Origin of the sequence: Cellvibrio zantedeschiae, assembly GCF_014652535.1 — a bacterium.
GTDB lineage: Bacteria > Pseudomonadota > Gammaproteobacteria > Pseudomonadales > Cellvibrionaceae > Cellvibrio > Cellvibrio zantedeschiae.
This window is the reverse complement of the sequence record NZ_BMYZ01000004.1, coordinates 39,222-63,556: the sequence shown is the minus strand read 5'-3', so window position 1 is coordinate 63,556 and position 24,335 is coordinate 39,222. Positions and strand designations below refer to the sequence as shown.

Here is a 24,335-nt window from a genome sequence, read left to right as displayed (position 1 = left end):
GCGCACCGAAAAGCGGCAATCAGCTTTTGCCATACGCATGCCTTATTTGATAATCACACCCAGCAGAACTTGCTCAACCTCATCAGCCAATATCTTTTTATCGTCGATCACTTCAATACGGCTATCCAAAATTTCATCGGAAGACTGCAAGGGCACTTCGTTCACGCTCAGCACTCCATTTTCGGCGTTAAACATGTAAACCCCTTCATTGGTATGCATAACGGCCTTAGCGCGTAAAAAATCTGCACCGGAAAGCCAGCCGAACAGTTGATTAAAGTTGAATTGAATTTCCGGCTGAAATAACCAGCCGCAACTGTAAAAACCATTGGCTGCATTTTCCCGCCTTACAAAACGTTCGTTTTCCGGCAAACGAATGGCTGCGTTATAGAGTTCGCGCTGGGGGCTCAGGCGATTTTTCTTGTGGTGCTGCGGGTTTTTCACGCTGTGGTCGGTACGCGGCAAATCCAGCCATGCGGCATCGAGCGCGCCTTGTTCAACCCAAAAAGCAGCTTGTTTGGGCGGCTCAAAGCTGGCCACAAGGTTATCGAAGGCTAAGCGTTCAGGCTCGCCACAAACATCGGTTTTGTTGGCAACCAACACATCGGCAAGGGCAATTTGATCCTGGAAATTAGCGTTTTCGGTATAGCGGCTATCGCCCAATTTGCGCGGATCAATGAGAGTAATGGTCGCGCGCAAATCCAGCACTGTATCGTAGTACTCGCCCAAGAGCGTATTGATAATTTCTTCCGGGTGCCCCAATCCCGTAGGTTCAATAATGATGCGATCCGGCTTGGTGGTGGCAATCATCATATTGAGTGCAATTTTCATCGGCAGGCCCGCCACACAGCAAATACAACCGCCCGGCACCTCGCGCACATTGGCGTTAACGCTTTTCAGCATGGCGCCATCAATACCGATTTCACCAAACTCATTGACCAATACCGACCAGATTTCATCTTGTGGCTTGTGTTTTAACAGATGGGTAATAGCCGTGGTTTTACCGACCCCGAGAAAGCCGGTAATGATATTGGTGGGGATAAGAGTTTTCATGCAAACACCTGTGGCAGTTAAGGCCGCCAGTGTATCCAACTTGGGAATAGTTTGGAGCTGTGTATTTGTTTAGGCTTGCTTTGGTTTAGTCAAATGACCAATGAATAGGGAGCGAGCCATGCTACCTGAGAAAAAGAGGTTTGCTCATTGTAAGAAACACAACCAAAGCCACAAAAAAGCCTTTTCACCTACCCGACTAGTATACTTTTTCACCATATTTTCCAGCACAAAAAGTAAACGGTTACTTTTATTAAGTATTATTATCGCCGTTGATAAGTGAAACCAAGCTTTCGTGCACACCGCATAGCCACAATTTTTATCCTTATTTTTCATGGCGTTGAATACATCATATAGCGCCACTCACGCTGCCTTCAATTTTTTGGCTAACCAAGCTTAACAATAACCATGGAAATTCTTTACTTTTTACCATTGCAAATGTAATCGGTTTCATTTAATTTGTCGGCGCCCAAGTATTGAATATGCGCGCATTAGGCTCCCTGAAGAGCTTGCCCCTACCCATACCGACGCAAACAAAAATAAACCGAAAGGAGAATACCCATGCAATCAACATTTAAGAAAAGCAGGCTATCAACGTGCATCGCTGCCGTTGTTATAAGCTCGCTCTCAACTAACTTATATGCTCAAGAAGAGAAAGATTCTGTAGAAGAGATTGTTGTATCCGGGATTCGCGCATCGCTCACCCGCGCGGTAGATATCAAACGTGAAGCGGCGTCAGTAGTTGACTCCATTAGCGCAGAAGATATTGGCAAATTGCCTGACACCACCATTGCCGACTCTCTGCAACGCGTAACCGGTATCCAGATTCGCCGCTCTGCCGGTGAAGGTTCAACAGTTAACGTACGCGGTTTGCCACAAGTCAGCACCCAGTTGAACGGCGAGTCGTTCCTGAGCCCAGGCTCAATCACCAGCCAACAACCTAACTTTTCCGATATCCCCGCTGAGCTTTTATCAGGCGTGGACGTTTTAAAATCAGCCGAGGCTAAAACCCTGTCAGGCGGTGTTGCCGGTACTATTAACCTTAAAACCCGTCGCCCGCTGGATTTGAAGAGCGGCTGGACTTTCGCAGGCTCTGCTGAAGGTACCGATGGTTCTTACACCGACGAAATGGGCTCAAAAATTTCGGGCTTTGCCGGTTTTAACGATGAAAACTTTGGTGCGATTTTTACCGTATCGCGCTCAGAAGCTACCCTGGCTAACTTCCGTTACGGCATGTTCAGCGATTGGTGGTTCCGCGGTTACCATGAAGACGGCGCACAAAACTGGCCAGGCTTCCAACCGTCAAAAGATATCAATGGCGATAAAGACACCAAAGACTCCTTGTTTGGCACCATTGATTACGGTGTAACTAACAAGAACAGCGAGCGTGAGCGTACCGGTGCATCTGCAAGCTTCCAATTCCGTCCCAATGACAAGCTAGAGCTTTTGGCGGATGTGTTTTACACCAAGCTCGATCAATATGACCGCACTAACGGTGTAGTGGCAGACAACGCCTGGGGTGAGTGGGATTGGATTTCGCCTATCCAGCAAACCAACCGTGGTGTTGCTGTAGGCGGTACTGCCGGTATGGATTTTATTACCTCCAGCAAGTTTGACCTTTACACTCCGCGTGTAACCGCTAAAGCGGAAAGCCAGGTTGAGAAAGAAGACTCTGTAAACCTTAACTTGCAAGCCAACTATGAGTTCAGCGATAACTTCAAAGGTTCTGCGCGCTACATTCACGCCGACGCAACTCACAACCACACAGGCAACTTTGCCGATGCCTTTATCACCAGCGGCGAACAACATGGTTTGTTCTCTGTAACTAACGGTGTAAAAAGCTGGGTAAACCCGGGTGGCGAATACAATCCTGCTAATCCTAAAGGCCGTATTTTGGTTCACGCGGATATGTCAGGCGATCACCCAACCTTTGCCTACCCAACAGGCTTCGGTGACAAGATCAGCAAATACAGCCTGGTATCGACCTTCTCTGAACACAACTACGATAACGATGCGACCCTCGACGTGTTGCGTGCTGACGGTGTTCTAACGTTCGCAGAAGACAATTCATTGGAATTTGGTTACCGCTACAGCAACCGCGATATTTCTACCACTGACTATGACTTGGCCGCGCCTTTCACCCGTAAAGATAAAGACGGCAAAATGGTTACGGCTTACGCTAAGTGGAAAGATATCGGCGGCGGCATTTCTGGCCAAGCGGGCGATGACACCATTGGCCGTCCACTGCCATTCAGCGATTTGGATAAGATGGGTTATATCCATACCACCGGCGATTTTGGCCCTGCGAAATCAAGCGGTTCCTTCTACTTCATTGATCCGGAAGTAATGGATGACCCAATGGCATTCCAAAATTCACTTTACCCGGGCAACATTAAAGTGACCAACTGGAACCGCTCTTACAAACTGACGGAAGATACGCACACCGCTTACATTCAGGCGAACTTCTCCGGTGACTTCGGTGTTCCTTACAAAGCAAACTTCGGTTTACAAGCAATCCAAACGCTGCTGGACATTACCAACTACGGCGGCGCGCCAACCTCCACTGTAAATGTTGATGGCAAAACCGTTAACGCGATTATGGGTACTCCCGGCCCGCAAATCAGCTCAACAGAAACTCGCCGCGACGACCTGGATTTACTGCCACGCGCGAACCTTTCGTTTGATATTACCGATACCCAAAAATTGCGTTTGTCTTACACCAAAACCCTTACGCAATTGGACGGTAACGATTTGGGCTTAGGTACCAGCTACACCACCAACTACAGTTCGGCGCTCAATACTTTCGTGGTTGTGAATGCACAATCTGACGGTAACCCGAACATGAAGCCATGGCGTGCGGATAACTACGACATTAGCTATGAATGGTATTTCAACGATGTAGGCATCTTGAGCTTCGGCCTCTATCGTTTGGATATTAAATCTTTCATTGGTACCCAAAATACCAAGCTCTACAACGTGCCAGACCTGGACGGTGTAGTGCGTAATAACGGTATCGACTTCAAGCAGAAAGCCAACGTAGAAGGCGGCGTGTTGCAAGGTTTCGAAATCGGTTATCAACAAGCTTACGATTTCTTGCCAGGCATCTTCAGCGGTTTGGGTTCATCGCTTAATTACACCTACTCAGACAGTGAAGGCGGCGACCAGGACTTCTACGGCAAAACACTGCCAATGGGCGACAACTCCAAGCATTCTGTTAACGCTATTTTGTGGTACGAAAAAAATGGCTTCCAAGGTCGTATCGCTTACAACTATCGTAGCGAACGTTACATCGGCAGATCCTGGAATGATGGTTCACCAGCAGCTTGGTGGTCAGCACCAACTTCTTATGTGGATGCGTCAGTTAGCTACGACATAAACGATAACTTCACCGTTTATTTACAAGGCACTAACATCACCGAAGAATACGAAAATACTTACATGCAATGGACTGACGTAATGGTCAACCAAAACGTGTATGAAGCTCGTTATACTTTGGGTCTTCGTGCCAAGTTCTAAAATACTTTTTGAACTTGCCTGCAAGTTCTGGAGTTAAAAAAATCCCCGCAGTGCGGGGATTTTTTTATTTCACAATTTCTGCTCTAAATACTGCCGATGATCATCAAAATTCAACGCACTGCGTGTCAAGAAATCATCTAGCTGCCCTAATGAAAATGTAATATCGGCCTCAGTTGCTTTACGCAGTCTTTTCTCGCTCGGGAAAATCCCCATTCCCGCCAAAAGGCAAACCCATGACGGCGCTGCATAATAATTTTCTATCGCCAAGCGTGTAACTTCTTGCTGCATATCCTTTCCAGACATCCAGGCTTCATACAAAATTTTCATAGTATCGGAAACGTCAGTTTGATCTTTAATGTTTGCACGCCAATATTCAGTATCATTTCGTGTACTGGTTTTGTAATGGGTGACAATATAATCACGCGTTCCTTCAAAATAACCTGTGATGCGCGCATTAAATGTATCGCGCTCCTGCGCAGTGAAATTTCCACGCTCGTACAGCTCGGTAAAAATTGCAGCCGTTTGCTGCACTAAAAATAATGCAGTTGCTTCTAATGGCTCAATAAAACCTTGCGATAAACCTACTGCCAAACAATTTCTATTCCAATGCTGCGTAACCTGGCCCACCACCATTTTTAAATGGCGGACAGGAATATCAGCATCCAACAATCCCAAGCGTTCACGCAATTCAAATTCAGCGTCATCTGCGCTACAAAAATCTGAACTATATACATAGCCATTACCGTAGCGATTGGTCAGCGGGATTTTCCATGCCCAACCATTTTTCAAGGCAGTTGAAATGGTGCAGGAAGGAATTTCAGCTCCAATTTCCGTCGGCATTGCCACAGCAGCGTCATTGAATAAATTATTCCTGAAGCTTTTAAACGGCGTCTTAAGCTTATCTCGCAGAAGCAAACTGCGAAAGCCGGTGCAATCCACAAAAAAATCAGCTGCTAAATGTTCACCATCTTTAGTTACAACCGCCGTTATATCACCCACCTCATCCAACAAAACATCCTGCACATGGCCTTGGCTGAAACCAACACCCATGGCTATAGCTTTTTTCTTAAGGAACTGGCCTAGCAAGACTGCGTCAAAATGGTAGCCATATAAAGCTTCAAACGGAAAATTGTAATGCGCTTTGGGGGCAAGGTTTTTTTCCGCCAATTTTGCCGTTAGAAAAAAACGGTCTGGATGAGCATATACATCAAGCCCGCGCACACGAGCGTGAGCATTGCGCATAAACAAGGGCAAGGTGTGCGGATCAAGTGATGATGCGAACGGATGAAAATAAGTTTCGCAATTGGGTTTGGTAGACCAATGATCAAATCGAATGCCTGATTTATAAGTCGCGTTACATTCCGGCATCCATTCAGATTCAGCAATGCCCAACTTATCAAAAAATTGTTTTAGCGCAGGAGTGGATCCTTCACCCACACCAATAATTCCCACTTCAGGCGATTCAATTAAACGAATTTCAAAACCCTGTTTAAGCCAGGCTCGCGCCATAATTAATGCGGTCATCCAACCCGCCGTACCACCACCAACAATGAGAATTTTTTTAGCCGTCATAGGAGCTCTCTTAGCATTATTTTTTTATAAATTTTTAACGCTAATTTTCGCATTTTATGACATTAACAACAATTTAATTCGTGACCTAATGGATGTAAATTTAGAAAAAATAACCGCAAAAAAAGACAGGTCTACCAACGCAAAAAACAAACACAGAGGCTAATCCCAAGCTAAAAGAAATGTAAAAGAAAATGCGTACGCATGGCGGGCAGTGTTACAAAGGTAGGCTATCGAAAAAAGTTGCAGCTCGCACAGCTCTAGACTAAATCCAATAACTAATCTAATAACTATGTATACAGGTCTATCACTATGAAATTTAACCCGTTTTTCTTAAAAATGACGGCTATCGCCAGCCTTGTACTCCTACCCTTGAGCCCAAGCTTTGCCGCCAACGCCGTATCAACCCATGGTGCACTTGCCGTTAAGGGCAACCAAATTGTCGGTGCCGATGGTAAGCCAGCATCCTTCGCCGGCCCAAGTTTGTTCTGGAGCAATACCGGCTGGGGCGCCGACCGCTATTACAATGCCGATGTTGTGGCCTACGTTCAAAAAGAGTGGAACGCGACAATCGTTCGCGCAGCCATAGGTGCGGACAAAAACGGTGGTTACGCCGCTGACCCGGAAGGCAACTTCGCCAAAGCAGAGCGAGTAGTTGATGCAGCCATCGCGCAAGGCATGTATGTGATTGTGGACTGGCACTCTCACGACGCAGAAAAAAATCCCGCATTAGCGATCAGCTTTTTTGAAAAAATCGCCAATAAATATGGCAAGACACCCAACCTGATTTATGAAATCTACAACGAGCCTTTACAAAATGTAGATTGGTCAAAAAAGATCAAGCCCTACGCTGAACAAGTCATCACCAAAATTCGCGCAATTGATCCTGACAATCTGATTATTGTGGGAACCCAAACCTGGTCGCAAGATGTCGATAAAGCCGCAGCCGATCCGATTAAAGGTTTCAGCAATATCGCTTACACCCTGCACTTTTATGCGGGTTCACATAAGCAAGACCTACGCGATAAAGCACAAAAGGCGCTTGATGGTGGTATCGCCCTAATGATTACCGAGTGGGGCACGGTGAATGCCAACGGCGATGGTGGTGTTGACAAAAAAGAATCTGATTTATGGATTGCATTTGCCAAGAAAAATAACTTGTCCATGTGCAACTGGGCATTAAACGATAAGAAAGAAGGTGCTTCGCAATTAAAACCCGGCACCGCGCCCGATGGAAAATGGACCGACGAAAACCTGACCGAGAATGGCATTTATGTTAAAAATATGGTGCTGAATTGGGATAGAAATAAGGATTAATACGCAATAAAAAAAGGAGCCGCATGGCTCCTTTTTTATTACAATTTCCTAGCGTTCCATTTAACTATTGCTCAATTGCGCACGTACTTTTTCAATCAATTTTTTCGTTGCGCGAATACCAGCATCTTCACTTAATTTTTCGCCTTCGTATTCAATACCTACGTAGCCGCGATATTTTGATGCGCGCATTATTTTAAACATGGCCAGGAAATCAATTCCAGATTCATTGCCTTGCTCGTCAAAGTTAAAACTCTTTGCACTGAAAGCACCTGCATAAGGCATCATTTCAGCAACGCCCTGGTAAATGTCGTATTGCTCAACGCAAGCAGATTTCCACAGATCGCCAGCAACTTCGCGGCGTATACAAAAGTTACCGAAGTCTGGCATGGTGCCAATGTTAGCGTCGTTCGCCAAGCGCATAACCTCCGACATATTTTTTCCGCTCGATGAAAAGCCGCCGTGGTTTTCCACCAAAATTTTAATGCCGAGCGGTTTACCTATAGCAGATAACTTGCGCAAAGATTCAACGGAGCCTTGTGTCCATTGCTCAAGAGTTCCGTTACCGTGCAAATTAATACGTATGGCGGTACAGCCTAAAAACTTTGCCGCATCAATCCATTTTTTATGACCTTCAACACCTGCCGCACGCTCCTTTGGATCGGGCGATGATAGCTCCGGTTCTTTATCGATCATAATTAATGAACTGACTACGCCATTATCTTCACAGCGTTTTTTAAGCTCTGTTAAAAAAACCTTATCTTTTGCCTTGTCTAAAAAAAACTGGTTAACATATTCCACTGCACCTATATCGTAAGTCTTACGCGCAATAACCGGAAAATCCAAAGGGGAAATTTCTTTGGAAAAGAAAGCTTTGTGTAGTGACCATTGCGCCAGGGATAATTCGAAATGGAATTTTTGGGGTAATTCTGCAAGAGCTGACATACTTGATAATGTTCCACTGCTCATAATTGCAGCTCCAGTTAGTAGGCTTGTGTTTAGGAATTGTCGGCGGGATAGCGCCGATGGTTTTTCTTCGAGAGACATGGAGAACACCTTGTTTTTTATTGTTGCCCTAGATTCAAAATTAATTTAGGTAAATTTAGAAATAATAACAGCGGTAAGTAAATTTGGGAGTCGTCATCCCTAGCCGGGCGCCCCGCAGGGGATGACGACTCCCTACTTTACCAATAACTCTAAAATCGAAAGAGTTATGCAATTACTACTTAAACAGAATCATTATTTACTTAAAAGTAAACCTAACGTTTCTTATTTTCCGCATTTACCGCCAACACCAGGAACATATAATTAGTTTCTCCACCACCCATTACATATTCAGTTTGTTGCCAGAAAAATGGCCAAATTTTTAGCTCGGGTAAATCAGGGCGAATCAACGCCGTGCCTGAAATTACGCCACCGGGAATATAAGACCAATCTGCACGGTTATTGCCGTAGGCTACTGTCGCAGAATTAGCGCCAACGCCCGATGCAAAAGATTGTGTATTCACACCTGGGTGAACACCCAATACAAAGTTCAGCGCGCTGAAATAAGCATCGGTTGTGGTGTATTGCGGCCAGCTTTTGTGGAAGAAATATTGTTTAACGCCAAATTCCTGAATATTCCAACCAGCGCCCCAAATATTGGGTTTGTAAGGAACACCATATGGAGACTCCTTAACTGCGCGATCACGCACTAATTGCTGATGCTTATCCACTGCGTCGTTAATTGCTGCAACAAAATTTTTGTCTTCAATATCAGCCATGATACGACCCAGTGGCCAACCTGCTTCATCAATTTTTGCAATAATTTGATCTTTAAGCGGCATTAGATCGGCGAGATATTTTTTATCTTTCGTCGACAAATACAGTTCAGCAATGACAAATGCTTTCTCATCAATTTTTGTCGCACGCGCAAAAGATTTTTGGTAAATATCTACTGCGGCTGCCAACGCATCTTTTGACATCTGTGGATTATAGGTTTTCAACGCACGCGCGGCGGACGCTAAACCTGCAGCCGCATTGATTTCACGATTAGGATTGTCCTCTGTGAAAACCCAGCGGTCGTCAGGATTACCTGATTTATCATTTTTCACCTGGCCTTTAGCCAGCTTTGGATCATAAGGAAGATTGTCTGTTTGTACAGAAGCATCACCCAACAAAACGTATTGGCGCAAATCCACATCGATAATGCCGCGATACAAACGGCCCAAGGCTTTATAACCACCGAGCACACTTAACAAGCCATGTTCGATTTGTTGCAGCGCATCGTTCTTACCATCTGGCTGGTGAATTTCCACAATTTTAGTTTTTTGGTCAATGCTGGTAGCGTCATAATTCAAACCAAACTCTTCTACCATTTCTGCCAATAACCAAACGGTTCCCATTGTGGATTCGATACGCATATCGAAATCGCCAGCATCATGCCAGTTACCCACATCGAGGCCGGGCACACGATCACCTGGTTTGTATTTGGTTAAGGTCGATGGGCCAGAAACATAACCATCGTAGTGATTGAGATTGACCGGCGCCATGATTGCATCGTCCATATGATCCAAGCCGTGCCACACTCGATATTTTTCGTTGATGCGCATATGGCACATTTGCATTGGCAAGAAATATTCGAGCGTTGGCTGCCACACGTGACGGTCAAAAACATCGTCATTAATTTTGAATGAAGATGTTGATTTATCGCGATAGCTAATTACATAACTACCCGGAGTTTGGATGTCGGAAAAATCATATGTTAAATAGTTATAGCGCAGGAAATTTCCCCAGGTTTGCGGCTTGCCTTTGCGCACCAGCTTCTTACCGCTTTCTGTCAGTTGATAAATATTTATTTCATCAACTTTTAAATCTGTTGCGTCTTGCTCGATAACCAATTTTTTGGGCTGCTTGGTGGAATAACCAATTTGGGAAACTTGCAACGCTGGCTCGTACTGCCAACCTTTCACAACATTAGGCGTTACAATCCATTCAATTGCATTTTTAGTTGCGTTAGCAGGAATGCTGGTGCGTACTATGTACCAACCATTGTTGTGGTTGGCGCGGCCGTCCCACAACTCTAACTTTCCTGCACCGCTATCTTTAGTTGTGTTTTCAATCACGATACGGCGTTTATCATCATCCGGTGCAACAACTAATTTATTGCCTGTTGCCAATGGCGTTGCAATAAACTCACCGCCAATATTCTCAATCGGGCCATTTGCCTGGCGCGGAAAAATGCCGGATTGTTGATCCATTAAAAATGCTTTGCCAAATAATTCACCGGGAAATAATTCGAGATTAAAACCGATTTTTCCAATCCACTCGGCGGGCAAAGGCTTTTCCAAATCCACACTGACTTTAAATTGATTGCCCTGCAAGGCAGTCACATTAACCTTGTAAGAAAATTTTAAGTCGGGATAGTTAATCGGATTGAAACCTTTTTTATCTTTGGTAGGATCAGGGTACGACATAGTTTGGGTGATGCTACGCTGTTCTTTGTTAACAACTTGCTCGCCACCGGTTGGCACTGGCGACCACTGCCCCGGCGAAACTTCCAAACGTAAATCACCGTTGGCGGCAACGCGACTGCCATGCTGGATAATGGTGACACCCGTTTGATGTCCATCGGGATAAATGTCGCTAAATACAGTGACATTTAAGCCCTGCATGGCGAAATAATTTTTGTCGTTAATTGCCAGGGATTCGACGGGCGTAACCGCTGGAGTTTTGGCTTGCGCGCATGCTGCAGCCATGAGAGTACAGGCGATAATTATTTTTTTCATAATAGACCTAGCTGAATCGCTAAATGGAAAAAGAAAAATTCGAATGGAAAGCCGCCATAGGATAATCGCCCGGCATTTAGCCCGGCGATTAATTTTGTTGATATTGGTTAATTAGTGTTAACCGAAATATATCAACCTACCCACTCGCTGGATTTATGACGATTTAATGCAATTACGTCCGCTGGATTTGGCCGCATAGAGCGCTTCATCTGCACGGGCAAATGCAATCTCCAGATCATCTCCCGCTTTAAATTCAGTCGCACCAATCGACAAAGTAATTGAAATCGGTTGCTCTTTATAATTGAAGGCCGCGTTGGCGATGGCCGCGCGAATGGTATCTAGCACTGGCATTGCTTCGGCGAGATTGGTTTCAGGCATAATAGCGACAAACTCTTCACCCCCAAAACGGCAGAAAAAATCCACTTCACGTAAACGTTTGGCAACTGATCGGCCAATGACTTTTAACACCCGGTCGCCCGCTTGATGACCGTGGCTGTCATTAATTTTTTTGAAATGATCTATATCGAATACCGCTAAAGTTAAGGGGCGACTGTAACGCTGCCAGCGATGGTATTCGTAATTCGCACGCTCGTTATAGTATTCGCGGTTGGGCAATTCAGTGAGCGGATCATGCAATGCTTTATAGCGCTGCTTTTCCAAAACGCTGCGGCTTTTTTCGGCTTCCTCTTCCATCACTTTTATTTTTGTCGCAAGCGCTTCTAGTTGATTAGTCAGCTGGCCTTGTGCTTGTTCTGAATGTTGGAAATGATCGAGCGCTTGGCGAATATTACCGATTTGCGATTGCACCAAATTTTTTAGTTGCGCCAAATCGGTTGCAGATTCTGCGTTGGATTCTAGCGTCTCCATTTCTTTACGCACGGAACTTTGCAGGTTTTCGCTGGCACTGCGGCGGCTGGATTCTGACTCAACTGCGCCGCCAACTAAACTGTAAATATCGGCTAATTCCTGATTTACATTTTTTAAATAGGTCGCAAATGCCTGGTTCGCCGATAAGTAAGATTGCATCATTAAATCGCGCAATTCTTCCAGGGTTTTTATAAACGCGTCTGCAGTTGTTGCTGCAGAAAGACGCTCACGAATTACTTGCACTTTCTTAACCATGGGCGCCTCTTTTTCAAGGCCCACTAAAAACTGATTAATAACTTGCGTAATTTGTTCAACAAATTTTTGCGGTAGTTCACCCGCTATGGGTATTTGGCGCGGCGCGCTATTCGTATCGTAGGAAGCGTACCCAGCTGGTGACGTGGAGGTTAATTCGCCCTTAATTTCCGCGTAATTGGCTGCGGCAACAGGCGCAGCAAAGACAGCTGAAATTTCGCTATCTGGCGCTGTCTCGGTGGATTCAATAGAATTATTTTTTTCCGAATCAGATGCAGCTTTTTCTTCTGATTTGGCGGCGCTTTGCGTGCCCAAAATTTTTTGCAGAAAACCCGTTTTCGGTTGCTCAATTTCTTTTAGGGCTTGCTGCTGAATGCTGGCGAGCTGTTGCAAAAGTGCAGGATATAAACGAACCTTTTTACTTCGCTCCGGCAATTGCGCAAGGTACTGGCTAATTTCTTTTTTTACACCACGCGTTAAATCCAAAGCTTGTAAAGGCTTAACGGTTTCCATCAAGGACGTGCGAACATCAAGTGCATTTTGTTCGCGGTGTTGTTCAAAGTTCAAAGCAACTTCGTCAAGGCGGGCAATCAAGCTGCTAATATCGCCAGTAATCGAACCACGCATGCGTTCGCGCAACTGACTGAGAATGCCGTCAAGCGCGTCATCCTGCCCGTCGGCCACAACACTTACACGCACTAATGCACGCCGCAAAAGCTCTTGTTGTACCGCCAGGGACTTTTCGATTTGTTCTTGCTGATCAAGGGCGTCCAAATACTTTTCACGCCAGTTCCCATTTTTATCGTCAGATCGGTCAACCATATTTTTCTCGGTATCAGGTTTTTGTTCTGCCAATAAGTATAGACAGACTTAGCCAAAATCACCGGCAGAAACAAAAATGCCCGCGGCATTGCTGACGCGGGCATTTTTTTAAAGAGCGAACGAATTAACGCTTGGCAGCGCGCTCAGCACGCACTTTGTCGACCAGGAACTGCGTGACTTTCAGCATTTCCTCATGGTTAGCAACCAGCACTTTGAAACGGCCATCCACGATTAAGGTAGGCGTTTGATTAATTTTGAAATCGCGCACACGGTTGTCCGCCTGTTTCATTTGGCTGTTTACACCAAATGAGTTGTAAGTGCTGATTGTTTTTTGCTTATCCACACCGTAGAGCGAGAGAAAATCCGCCCAGGCTTCTGCGTTCAGCATTTCTTTCTTGGCAACATAGGTTGCGCTGAACACAGCTTCCTGAACCTTATCTTTTACACCCAAGGCAGATATGGTGTAGAAACCGCGCTGGTAAGCGGGCCAATTGTGGTTAAAGGATGCATGCGTTTGAACTAAAACCACATCGGCAGGCTGTTTTTTGGACCAAGCCTGCAACAAGGGTTCAAAGTGGTAGCAATGAGGGCATAGGAAAGAAAAAACTTCTGCAACCTCGATTTTACTCGCATCAGCTGGCTTCACTTGCTCTGGCAGCACAGAGTAATCTTTACCTTCGGTATAACCGGCCGCGCTTACACCTGCAACCGATGCACTCAATACAAGCCCAACCAGGGCGGCAAACATACGCATATATAACTCCAACGCTTGAAAAATGTATGGCTAGGAGTGCCACACTGTTTTTAAGTTCCAACCTGCAGCTATTGATTAACCACAGAAATATTTAAAGGCTATTTGGCTCCGCGTTCAGCACGGGCTTTGTTGACCAGATACTGGACAACTTTAAGCATATCTTCCTGAGTGCCGACAAAACGCGTACTAATACGGTATTTACCTTCCACAACCAATTCAGGAGTACCAGAAATTTGGTAACTTCTGAAAAGCTGGTTAGCCTGTGCGAGCTGCTTGGTGATTGCGTCGGAATTGTAAGCGGTAATTACAGCCTGCTTATTAGCACCGTATACCGACAAGAAATCAGCCCAGGCTTGGGCGTCCTTTAACTCTTTTTGATCCTTATGGATCGCACTAAAAATAGCCGCGTGAGCCTTATCTTTCACTTTCAGTGCTTGCGCAACATAAAAGCCACGCTGGTAGGGTTCCATGGCTGGACTCCATGAAGCGTGCACCTGCACCAAAGCAACGTCAGGTTTCTGTTGCTTCATCCAGGCGCTGAGAATAGGGTCAAAGTGATAGCAGTGAGAGCATAGATAAGAGAAAACTTCGACAACTTCGATTTTATTGGGGGATGAGGTCGGCACCGGCGTATCCAGCACCACATAATCCTTACCTTCCAGATAGGGAAATATCAGAGAGGAACCTGTAGATTCGGCAGCAGCAGCCGTCGCAGAAAAAACCACACCCATCAGGGCTGCAAAAATACGCATAAATTGACTCCGACACTTTTTGAAAGATGCTTTACAAGAATAAAGATCGCAATATGAACCCAGGCTATCTGACCCTGAAGCTCACCATCAATTATCAGCCAATAAAAAAGGCGACCGGGGCCGCCTTTTTATCGCAATTACTACTCATAGCGCAATGACCAGAGCATTTCCAAAGATTAATTCAAGCCTGCAATGAAGTTAGCTACAGCTTTGATTTCCGCATCGCTCAATTTATCAGCGATTGTGCGCATTGGAGACGTATCACCATCGTTCACCCGATTGCCCGCACGGAAGTTAGTTAATTGCTTTTCAATATAGTCAGGGTGTTGGCCGCTCAAGCGCGGGAAGCCCGCCGCAGCATTACCCTTACCGTCTGGTGCGTGGCAACCGGTACAGGCTGGAACACCATTTGCCAAATTACCGCTGCGGTACACTTTTGCGCCCAATTCCAATGCATCCACTTTCAAGCCAGAGTTCACTTGAACTTCAGCCTTTTTAGCACCCGACAATTGCGTATTTTGGCTGGCGAAATAAGCCGCGATATCGGCAATATCCTGATCACTTAAGCCACTCACAATACCGGTCATCTCTAACACAGCACGACCCGCAGAAGCTTTCTTGGCAGGATTGGTTTCAAGATCCCACGCTTTAATATCGTGGATTTGTTTAATCAAATAGCGCTCGCCTTGACCGGCCAGCTTGGGGAAATTTGGGGCTGCACTGTTACCATCAGCTCCGTGACAAGCTCCGCACACTGCTGCTTTAGCCTGGCCCGCTTTAGCGTCACCAGTCACTTTTGCACCAGCTGATGCATAAGCACCATGAGCAATTGCGATTAAACCCAGCGAAAAAAGTGCATTTTTTACAAGATATTTCATTGGCAAACCTGTCATTCGATTGTGTTGTAAGCACGCATGTAGTGCTTAGGTCATTTTATTTCGCTTAGGGATAGCATCAGGCTACAATGCCGGCCATCCATATTCTGCTTGTCTGTTTACCTTTCTAGAGCTTGAGCTAGATCTCGAGTCCCGGACATCCAAGCTTTTGTTCCAGCAAGCATTAATCCGCAGAAGGGCATGCTGCATTATATACCATCGTGCTAATAACACACCAATTTGAAGGGCTTTTATGACCATTGCGATTAACTTCCACAAGGCCAAATACACATTAAGCGCCCCCAGTATTCGCGAGTGCCCCCCGGAAGAGGGGATTGAAGTTGCTTTTGCCGGCCGCTCCAACGCTGGTAAGTCCAGCGCCATTAATACGCTTACCAATAACCACAAACTGGCTCGCGTGAGTAAAACGCCGGGGCGCACCCAGCTCATTAACTTCTTTGAACTCAGCGCCACCCAGCGCCTGGTGGATCTCCCTGGTTATGGTTACGCCAAGGTGTCGCGTGAGCAAAAAGAACAATGGCAGCGCTATTTATCCGAGTATTTGCGCGAGCGCCAATGCCTGAAGGGTTTGGTTCTATTGATGGACATTCGCCACCCCCTGCAGGAATTTGATACCACCATGCTAAATTGGGCCACCGAATCCAATATGGCAGTGCACATACTACTCACCAAGGCCGATAAATTAAGCCGTGGACAAGCCGGCAGCGCTTTGATGGCGGTCAAAAAAGAGATAAAAAATGCCGGATTGGCGGATTTAGTTAGCGTGCAAACTTTCTCATCTTTAAAAAACACCGGTGTCGATGACTTGAAAGCAAAACTCCAGGGTTGGCTTGCACCAGAATCAGACGAGCAGAGTGAAACAGAGGAATTACCGGAGCCCCAATAAAAAAACCGGTGGTCATGCCACCGGATATAAAGCTGACACCCTTGGGGAAAAGCGTCAGCGGGACTAGAGGAGTAACCATGCAAAAACTTACTGATACTATGGCCCCGATAAATGCGATAAGTTCAACCTGACTTGAATAAATAAAAAGATTTCATCGCCTAATAATTTTGTTCAAAAAAACAAAACCTGCAGGCAAAAAAAACCCCGACTAAAAGTCAGGGTAGCTTTGCATAGGTCTCAACGCTTAGCTGGCAAATTGCCATTAGGGGAGGAGTTAGCTCATGAAAGTAAAACACACATAGCTGAGACTAAGCCCCCTCCAATAAGTTCATTCAAAATGTAAATAAATTTGCAGAATTTTTGCACATTCGCAAAAGCCATTCAAAAACAATAAGTTACAAAATCAGCTTGCGCAAATCTTTATCCCAAACTATCGACAGGCTTTTCAAATCGCAAAACCCAGGCCGCCAAGATTCCAAAAATCAACATAGACACAAGAATTTCGACGATGTGCGCATAACGCAGGCCATCCATCATGTAAGGATTAGGGCTTAGCAGCTGGGCCGCGCTAAGCCCTGCCAATATTAAACCCACCTGAAAATAGAGCCGAAAACCGCTGGATTTTAAATAATTCGCCAGCAAATAAATGATGAATGCCCACACCAGGCCGCGCCCCATTTGAAATAACCAGAGCCAATGGGGCACCTGTAAATGACCGTAAGTGAAATTGAAAGCATCGCCCGCCAGGGGAATTAAAATAAAACTTCCAGCCGACCAATAGCACAACCAATAGAACACGCTTACACCCAATATTTTCAAAGCTATATTCTGATTAACGGGTGAACTTACAAAATTCGCGCGCCCCCATTTTTTTAACACCAACACAAGCACCGGGCAAAATAAGCAAGCCATTAAAAGGCCGTGAAGCTCCAATGCCAAAACTCGCTCCAACCCAATCAGTGGCGGCGCTGCCCAAATATTCAGGAAGAATGCCAGCTCCACCATCATCAATAAGGTTTTAGTTCCATGAAAAATCACGATACTTGCTAACAAAAGCCGTAGGCCTGTGAGTTTGGAGTTTGCTACCACCCAAAACATAGCAGCAGTCTCTATAAGGCTTACCAGGAAGATAGGCCCTACCTCTGCAGGCTTAGTGCCGGGATCCGCAAGACTTAAAAATTGCCCAACAACCAAAGCGGCAATCATAAGGCTCAAAAAATGCCACACACTCAGCCCGATAAACCGCAACAACACACCAAAAGAAAATCCCATAACCCACTCCAATGCAAAACACATCAATTACACCTGGATAAGCGTGCGAGAGAAGCCAGCTTGCGATGGGATTAAGTGATTTGCCTATGGGAAATTAGGCCTATAAGACAGGAAAAGCCTGGGAAATTTGCCCCAGACCTTCCATAAGATGCTTTTTTAATGTGATCAGGACTGCCCTTTCGTAGCTAATCCGTTGAGGAGAGCATAGCGATTGGTGACACCCAGTTTTTTGAAGATCGCGTACAAATGATTTTTAACCGTGCTCGGCGAAAGACCAAAATCGGCCGCAATTTGTTTATTGCTCAAACCTTTTAGTACGGCCTGAACGATTTCGCGCTCCTTGGCAGTTAGCTGATCCAACTGGAGAGCCTGCACTTGAGTTGTTGAGGGAAACAATTCATCGCGCAGCCACCAGACACTCGCGCAATGCAAAATATAAACAATCGGTAAACTTAAGATAACACCGCGTTTGGCCACTCCATCACCGAACACAAACCCCTCGAGCAGCCCTAAACCAATCCCTAAAACAGGTAGAACCAGAGCAACGACTTTGGGTTTGTTGGATGTAAAAACCTGTGCATAAAACCGGTTTTGCAAACGCTGGCAATAAATAAGGGTAGAAATCAAAGCGAGAAGTGATAGCACAACAACTATGAACGCGATTGCTTGCGGTAACAACCACATAAAGAGAGCTACAACAAATACCGCTCCAGACAAAGCCCGCCAGATATAATCCCGGCGGCGATTTTCAGGGACATTAAATAATTGGTATTGCTGGCGCGGCAGCAAATAAACAAGTGCGGCAATATTGCAGAACGCAGCAGATACAAAAACATTAAACAAAAAATGATAGGGCGACACATTCACGGCGATGTAGAGCGTGCAGGTACCCAAAAATACCAGAAGACTCAGGACCACATAAATTGCAAAACTTTCGTTAAAGGCTTTGGCCGTTTTGTAGCGAAAATATAAAACTGGCAACAACAAAGCGCCACCAAGCAATGCAATTACATAGAGCGCGAAATAAATATGATTCATCTGTATCCACTAGACAAAATTCGCCGCCTGCTAATGCGCCTCGTCCCAATTATCACCAATACCAGCTTCAACCAGCAGTGGTACTTTTAATTGCGCCGCCGCCGACATGCGCGCGATAACACCGTCGCGCACCTCATCTAACTGATCTTCCGCAACCTCCAAAACCAATTCATCGTGCACTTGCATAATTAATTTGGCATTGAGATTAGATTTAAGAAGCCAACCATCAACACTGATCATGGCCTTCTTTATAATATCGGCCGCTGTACCTTGCATGGGCGCATTGATTGCTGTGCGCTCCGCTGCCATTTGCAAGTTTTTATTTTTCGCATTGATATCTGGCAAATACAAACGGCGACCAAAAATAGTTTCAACAAAACCTTGTTCATGGGCAAGCGAGCGCGTTTCATTCATGTAGCGCTGCACACCTGGGTAACGCTCAAAGTAACGGTCAATATATTGCTGAGCTTCATTGCGCCCAACGCGCAATTGCTTCGCCAAACCAAATGCCGACATACCGTAGATCAAACCAAAGTTAATGGCTTTTGCACTGCGACGCATTTCTGAAGTAACCGAATCCAAACCTACACCAAATACTTCTGCTGCAGTTGCACGGTGAACATCCAAACCTTTATCAAACGCTGTTAACAAACCGGCATCGTCAGACAAGTGCGCCATAATGCGCAATTCAATTTGCGAATAATCTGCCGCGACCAATTTAAAACCCGCAGGTGCAATAAACGCCTGGCGAATGCGACGGCCTTCCTCAGTTTTAATTGGAATGTTTTGCAAGTTAGGATCTTGCGATGATAACCGACCTGTCGCAGCAACTGCCTGGTGATAACTCGTGTGGATACGACCCGTGCGCTTGTTTATTTCAAGCGGTAATTTATCAGTGTAAGTCGATTTTAATTTTGCAAGACCGCGATATTCCATCAACACTTTTGGCAGCGGATAATCTAACGCCAATTCTTGTAAAACTTCCTCTGCGGTTGAAGGCGTACCTGTAGGTGTTTTTTTGATAACGGGCAACTTTTGCTGTTCAAATAAAATCACCCCCAATTGCTTGGGCGAACTCAAATTAAATTCCTGCCCCGCAATTTCATAAGCTTTGCGTTCCAATTGTGTTAAACGCTCACCCAACTCAATGCTGTGTTTGCCGAGCAAATTAGCATCCACCAAAGCGCCGTTGCGTTCTACATGAGAGAGCACAGGAATCAATGGAATTTCAATTTCATTAAAGACCGATTTCAATGACGCAATTTGATCAAGCTGCGGCCAAAAAAATTGATGTAAACGTAGTGTAATGTCTGCATCTTCCGCAGCGTAATGCCCAGCATCTTCAACGGGCAATTGATTAAATGCTAACTGCTTAACACCTTTGCCGGCTAATTCTTCAAAGGTGACAGTTTTGTAATCAAGATACTTTTCCGCAAGCGCATCCATATTGTGACGACTGCCAATGGAGTTCCACACGTAGGATTCCAACATGGTGTCGAATGCAATTCCGCGCAAAGTCACACCGTAGTTCAACAAAACACTACGATCGTATTTCAGGTTTTGTCCGATTTTAATTTTATTATCGTCTTCCAGCAGGGTTTTTAATTCCATTAACACCCATTCAACAGGGAGCTGTTCCGGCGCGCCCATATAATCATGACCACAAGGAATGTACGCAGCTTTACCAGCTTCAATTGCGAAACTGATGCCGACAATTTTTGCGTCCATGATATTTAAACTGGTCGTTTCCGTATCGAATGAAAACGCGGGCGCTGCAATTAAACGGACAAGCCATTCCGCAAATAAATTTTTGTCGGTGATGATGTCGTACTTCACTTCCGCAGGCGCCAAGGGAGGCACAAATGCAGATGAAGCAACTTCAATAATTGGTTCAGGGATGGATTCTTCTTGAGCAAATGTTGCGAGAGTTTCTGTTGTTTGGGTATCTACATCGCCTAAATCTTTTACCCAGCCTTTGAATTCCAAATCTTCAAACAACTCACGCAATTTTGCGTTATCCGGCGCAGATATTTTAATTGTCTCCGGGCCAAGCTCTAATTCAACATCTGTTTTAATTGTGGCGAGACGGTAAGAAAGATATGCCATGTCGCGATGTTCAATTAGTTTCTCTGGCATATTTTTCGCGCCGCGAAATGAAAGCGTTCGCACTTTTTCAAGGTCTGCGTAAATCGCATCTAAACCACCCATTCCCTGAATTAAACCTTGCGCCGTTTTTTCACCAACACCGGGGACGCCGGGAATGTTGTCCACCTTGTCGCCCATGAGTGCGAGGTAATCAATCATCAACTCCGGACCAAAACCGTATTTTTCATTTACACCCGGAATATCCAAAACAGTTTCCGTCATGGTGTTAACAAGCGTGACGTGCTCGTTCACCAACTGCGCCATATCTTTATCGCCCGTTGAAATTACCACGTCACATTTTTGTTCTGTTGCCTGACGCGCGAGCGTACCAATTACATCGTCCGCCTCAACACCTTCCACCACCAGTAATGGCAAACCCATAGCCTGGACAATATCGAAAATAGGTTGCACCTGCGGACGCAAATCATCAGGCATAGGTGGGCGATTAGCTTTGTATTCCGCAAACATGTCGTCGCGAAAGGTTTTGCCTTTTGCATCAAAGACCACAGCAATCTGGCTGTTGGGATAATCCTTAATAAGGCGGCGCATCATATTAATAACGCCTTTAACTGCACCTGTAGGCTGCCCTTTGGAATTAGTCAGCGGGGGTAACGCGTGATAAGCGCGGTATAGATAGGAAGAACCATCAACCAGAACAAGCGGTGCAGTGCAAACAAGCGGGGAAGTTTGAGAAACCATGATATTGGGTCTTTAACAAGGAGCAGGAGGTATTTTAGGCCGCAGAATACACCAAAAGACCTTCGATAAAGCACTCCTCTTCTGGCAGTAGCCCTCTATAAGTGCAAGTAACACAGGTTTGTTACATTTTTTGTGTTACTTTTGTGCACATTGTGCGCAACCTCATCAAACATGAGATATAAATCACAATACGTTGATATTACTCATAATTATTAACTTATTCTAAAAATTTTAGTAAAAAACACTAGCCAAAAATAAACTTTGTGTTACTATGAGTAACAAGAGGTAACAAAATTACCTCGGTAACGAAACTAACCTCAAAAAGGAAATCGCAAAATGAAAAAGTCATCTTCAGCTCTAGTCGCATTGTTCTTAGCCGCCCCAGTGTTTGCACCCTGGATCCTGCTGACAGTAGCGAATCAACCATTTTAAAAATTGTTGATGTACCAACTAGCTTCTTTTCCCTAAAAAGAAAGACGCTAAAACCGCATTCGCGGAGAGGCACTGGAAGTAGATACTAATTAACAGCTCTGCCAACTGCAGATACTGAGTGACACGCAGCAATTCGCACCTGATTGACCTGTTGCTTAACAGATCTCAAATAGTGCAGCTGATGTGTAGAAATCACTGCTGTTATTAGCCATCACTTCCAGACCTAGCGCTAAAGCGCAAATTTAAATTTAAGCCAGCTCGCCGAAATTGGGCGTGTTGAGAATGTTTGAAACCGTTTTTTTGTAATGTTTTTTGTAGTTGCTCTATCGTTGTTTTGATTTGTTTTTCTCTCCTCGTGTTTGACCCTGCATAGGCTCTGCGTTTCGTTATATCTTTTTGTTATGGCGGCGCAGGGCCATTTTTTTACCAAGGTCACAAATTTTACATCTCGTTGTTAATTGGCACGTGAAGGGGCCACATTAGCTCAGCATTTAACCTAGACTCTGGGTGCTTTTAGTTAATTTACTTTTACCCGAGTAAACATGATGTTTATCGTCAAAGGAGCCTTCTAATGGACACACTGATTTTTTCGCAAACTGCTATTTTTCGACTTCAACAATTGGGCAGCCAGTACTATCACAGCACAGGCGAGCGCCATCGTTTAGCCACCGAAGGTGGGATTCTAGAGTTGCTGCAAAGCAGCGCTTTGATTTCAGATCGCAAAGTCCGCGCTGCTTACGACGCGTTTGTGATGGAATTGAATAAACGTCAAATTGATGCTTTGGCAGCTCGCGGAATTAAACTGCGCTTCCCAATGCATACATCTTTAGTTACGTCGATTCGTCAAGCAGGCTGAGAAAGCCGCCGCCATTTGTTCCAGGAGTTGCGTATAGGTGGTCACATCTTGTGCGCCCAAAGCGTCGAGCGTGCCAAGGCGCAACTGTAATTCCTGAGCCAAATCGCGCGTAGATTGCATATTGTTGTAGGGCTCTAAAAATAAACATTTCCCTTCCTTGGCCAATCGCTCCCGTAACTGGTGCATATGTTTTGCGCCCGGTTTTTGCTCGGGTGTAAAAGCGACGTAATCTAGCTGGCGCAAGCCATAATGGCTAACAAAATGCGCAAAACCTTCGTGGTAAACCGCAAACCCCACATTGGCCACCGGCTTTAAAGATGCTTGCAGCCTACGATCCAATTGCTGCATTTTTTCCACAAAAATCTGCAGATTTGCACGATATTTCCCCGCGTTCGCTCCATCCACCTGAACCAGCTTTTGTGTTAAAGCCTGCGCGACTATCACGGCATTACGCGGATCCAACCAAATATGCGGATCTTTTGCATGATGATCATGATCTCCGTGCGACGCGCCACCGCCCTCTTCTACTGGCCAATAAAGACCCGGAAGATCATAGGCGGTAAGAATTTTTGTACGCGGCAAATTTGCGACCGGCTTTTGCAGAAAACTTTCCAACTCAGGCCCAATCCACAAAAACACGTCAGCTTTTTGCAAGCGCGCATGATCGGAGACTTTTAATGGGTAATCGTGATGAGAGGCCGAGGCAGGTAGAAGGGTATCCACATCTGCGTTTGAACCCGTGATTTCCTGAGCAATCAAGGTCAAGGGTTTAAGGCTGGATAATACAAGCGGCTTAGCCTGACTTGCGCAGCTGACCACCAGGAATGTCAATGTCGCAGCCAACTGTAAAAACCCGAAACCCATAATCCTAACCCGCTCGCCCAGTGAAACGCTGTGAGATGAAAGGTTATAGTGTAACATAACACCTCCTTACTTTTACTCAATACTAAACCATGTACACCCTCGCCAAAGCCTGTAGCCACCATAACCACAGTCATTGTATTAGCGATGCAATTCAGTCTGCGCGCCAGTTGTGCGATGAGCGCGGTGTGCGTTTGACGAGTTTGCGCGAGCAAGTATTGGAACTGGTTTGGCAAAGCCACAAACCCCTTGGCGCTTACGCGCTGATGGAAATGCTCGCGCAAGCCTCAACTCGCCAGGTTGCACCACCAACGGTCTACCGCGCGTTGGACTTCTTGCTGGAAGAAGGCTTAATTCATCGCATTAATAGCTTGAACGCCTTTATAGGTTGCCCCTCGCCGACACAAAAACATCAAAGCCACTTTCTGATTTGCCAGAGCTGCAATGTAGCTGTTGAGCTGGACAACGCCCCATTGAATAGAAGTATTTTGGATGCTGCAGCTGGAGCAGGTTTCACTTTGGCGAGCCACAGCGTAGAAATTAATGGCCTTTGCCCAAGCTGCCAAAAAAGCACAATCAAGGATTAACGC

The 24,335-nt window shown here is 45.5% G+C and carries 17 protein-coding genes; 5 read left to right on the top strand and 12 right to left on the bottom strand.

All coding sequences use genetic code 11. The features are described from left to right. Nucleotides 1–42 precede the first annotated feature (42 nt). Nucleotides 43–1,050 carry a CobW family GTP-binding protein gene (locus tag IE104_RS17035; RefSeq protein ID WP_189420766.1) on the bottom strand — a complete coding sequence of 336 codons (1,008 nt, stop codon included), beginning with the start codon at nt 1,048–1,050 and terminating at the stop codon, nt 43–45. 558 nt (nt 1,051–1,608) lie between these two features. Between IE104_RS17035 and IE104_RS17030 the strand changes: the two genes are divergently transcribed. Next, on the top strand, nt 1,609–4,563 hold the full coding sequence (locus IE104_RS17030; RefSeq protein WP_189420764.1) for a TonB-dependent receptor: 2,955 nt from the start codon (nt 1,609–1,611) through the stop codon (nt 4,561–4,563). A 69-nt stretch (nt 4,564–4,632) separates the two neighbouring features. Here IE104_RS17030 and IE104_RS17025 read toward each other — a convergent pair whose 3' ends face one another. Then, entirely contained in the window at nt 4,633–6,135 is a 1,503-nt protein-coding gene (locus IE104_RS17025; protein ID WP_189420762.1) for a tryptophan halogenase family protein, read from the bottom strand. A gap of 309 nt (nt 6,136–6,444) precedes the next feature. Here IE104_RS17025 and IE104_RS17020 point away from each other — a divergent pair, with 309 nt between their 5' ends. Then, nucleotides 6,445–7,449, top strand: a complete 1,005-nt coding sequence (locus tag IE104_RS17020) for a glycoside hydrolase family 5 protein (protein WP_189420761.1) — start codon at nt 6,445–6,447, stop codon at nt 7,447–7,449. Nucleotides 7,450–7,509: 60 nt separating this feature from the next. On the opposite strand, the gene IE104_RS17015 is transcribed toward IE104_RS17020, so the two are convergent. The 6 genes from IE104_RS17015 to IE104_RS16990 form a co-directional block, all read right to left on the bottom strand. Beyond that, a complete protein-coding gene (locus IE104_RS17015; RefSeq protein ID WP_229838063.1) occupies nt 7,510–8,415 on the bottom strand; it encodes a sugar phosphate isomerase/epimerase family protein in 906 nt (301 codons plus the stop codon). 290 nt (nt 8,416–8,705) lie between these two features. Beyond that, on the bottom strand, nt 8,706–11,213 hold the full coding sequence (locus IE104_RS17010; RefSeq protein ID WP_229838062.1) for a glycoside hydrolase family 9 protein: 2,508 nt from the start codon (nt 11,211–11,213) through the stop codon (nt 8,706–8,708). Between the two features lie 153 nt (nt 11,214–11,366). After that, the gene (locus IE104_RS17005; protein ID WP_189420757.1) at nt 11,367–13,154 is read right to left on the bottom strand and encodes a GGDEF domain-containing protein; all 1,788 of its coding nucleotides are present in this window, start codon (nt 13,152–13,154) and stop codon (nt 11,367–11,369) included. A 124-nt stretch (nt 13,155–13,278) separates the two neighbouring features. Further along, entirely contained in the window at nt 13,279–13,908 is a 630-nt protein-coding gene (locus tag IE104_RS17000) for a thiol:disulfide interchange protein DsbA/DsbL (protein ID WP_189420755.1), read from the bottom strand. Between the two features lie 98 nt (nt 13,909–14,006). Then, nucleotides 14,007–14,660 (bottom strand): thiol:disulfide interchange protein DsbA/DsbL, encoded by a 654-nt coding sequence (locus tag IE104_RS16995; RefSeq protein ID WP_189420753.1) that lies wholly within the window; start codon nt 14,658–14,660, stop codon nt 14,007–14,009. A 176-nt stretch (nt 14,661–14,836) separates the two neighbouring features. Then, nucleotides 14,837–15,538, bottom strand: a complete 702-nt coding sequence (locus IE104_RS16990; protein WP_189420752.1) for a c-type cytochrome — start codon at nt 15,536–15,538, stop codon at nt 14,837–14,839. Between the two features lie 250 nt (nt 15,539–15,788). On the opposite strand from IE104_RS16990, the gene yihA reads away from it, so the two are divergent. Beyond that, nucleotides 15,789–16,442 carry a ribosome biogenesis GTP-binding protein YihA/YsxC gene (gene yihA / locus IE104_RS16985; protein ID WP_189420750.1) on the top strand — a complete coding sequence of 218 codons (654 nt, stop codon included), beginning with the start codon at nt 15,789–15,791 and terminating at the stop codon, nt 16,440–16,442. A gap of 420 nt (nt 16,443–16,862) precedes the next feature. Here the strand turns inward: yihA and IE104_RS16980 are convergent, their stop codons facing one another. The 3 genes from IE104_RS16980 to polA form a co-directional block, all read right to left on the bottom strand. Then, entirely contained in the window at nt 16,863–17,714 is an 852-nt protein-coding gene (locus IE104_RS16980; protein WP_189420748.1) for a hypothetical protein, read from the bottom strand. A 165-nt stretch (nt 17,715–17,879) separates the two neighbouring features. Then, nucleotides 17,880–18,752 (bottom strand): helix-turn-helix transcriptional regulator, encoded by an 873-nt coding sequence (locus IE104_RS16975; RefSeq protein ID WP_189420746.1) that lies wholly within the window; start codon nt 18,750–18,752, stop codon nt 17,880–17,882. Nucleotides 18,753–18,782: 30 nt separating this feature from the next. Next, on the bottom strand, nt 18,783–21,596 hold the full coding sequence (gene polA, locus IE104_RS16970; RefSeq protein WP_189420744.1) for a DNA polymerase I: 2,814 nt from the start codon (nt 21,594–21,596) through the stop codon (nt 18,783–18,785). 1,003 nt (nt 21,597–22,599) lie between these two features. On the opposite strand from polA, the gene IE104_RS16965 reads away from it, so the two are divergent. Next, nucleotides 22,600–22,884 (top strand): hypothetical protein, encoded by a 285-nt coding sequence (locus IE104_RS16965; protein ID WP_189420742.1) that lies wholly within the window; start codon nt 22,600–22,602, stop codon nt 22,882–22,884. Here the strand turns inward: IE104_RS16965 and IE104_RS16960 are convergent. Further along, nucleotides 22,855–23,805: a zinc ABC transporter substrate-binding protein gene (locus tag IE104_RS16960; RefSeq protein WP_189420740.1), complete on the bottom strand. Its 951-nt coding sequence runs from the start codon at nt 23,803–23,805 to the stop codon at nt 22,855–22,857. The two genes, IE104_RS16965 and IE104_RS16960, sit on opposite strands and share 30 nt — an antisense overlap. A 32-nt stretch (nt 23,806–23,837) precedes the next feature. Between IE104_RS16960 and IE104_RS16955 the strand changes: the two genes are divergently transcribed. Next, nucleotides 23,838–24,332 carry a Fur family transcriptional regulator gene (locus IE104_RS16955; protein WP_189420734.1) on the top strand — a complete coding sequence of 165 codons (495 nt, stop codon included), beginning with the start codon at nt 23,838–23,840 and terminating at the stop codon, nt 24,330–24,332. Nucleotides 24,333–24,335 lie beyond the last annotated feature (3 nt).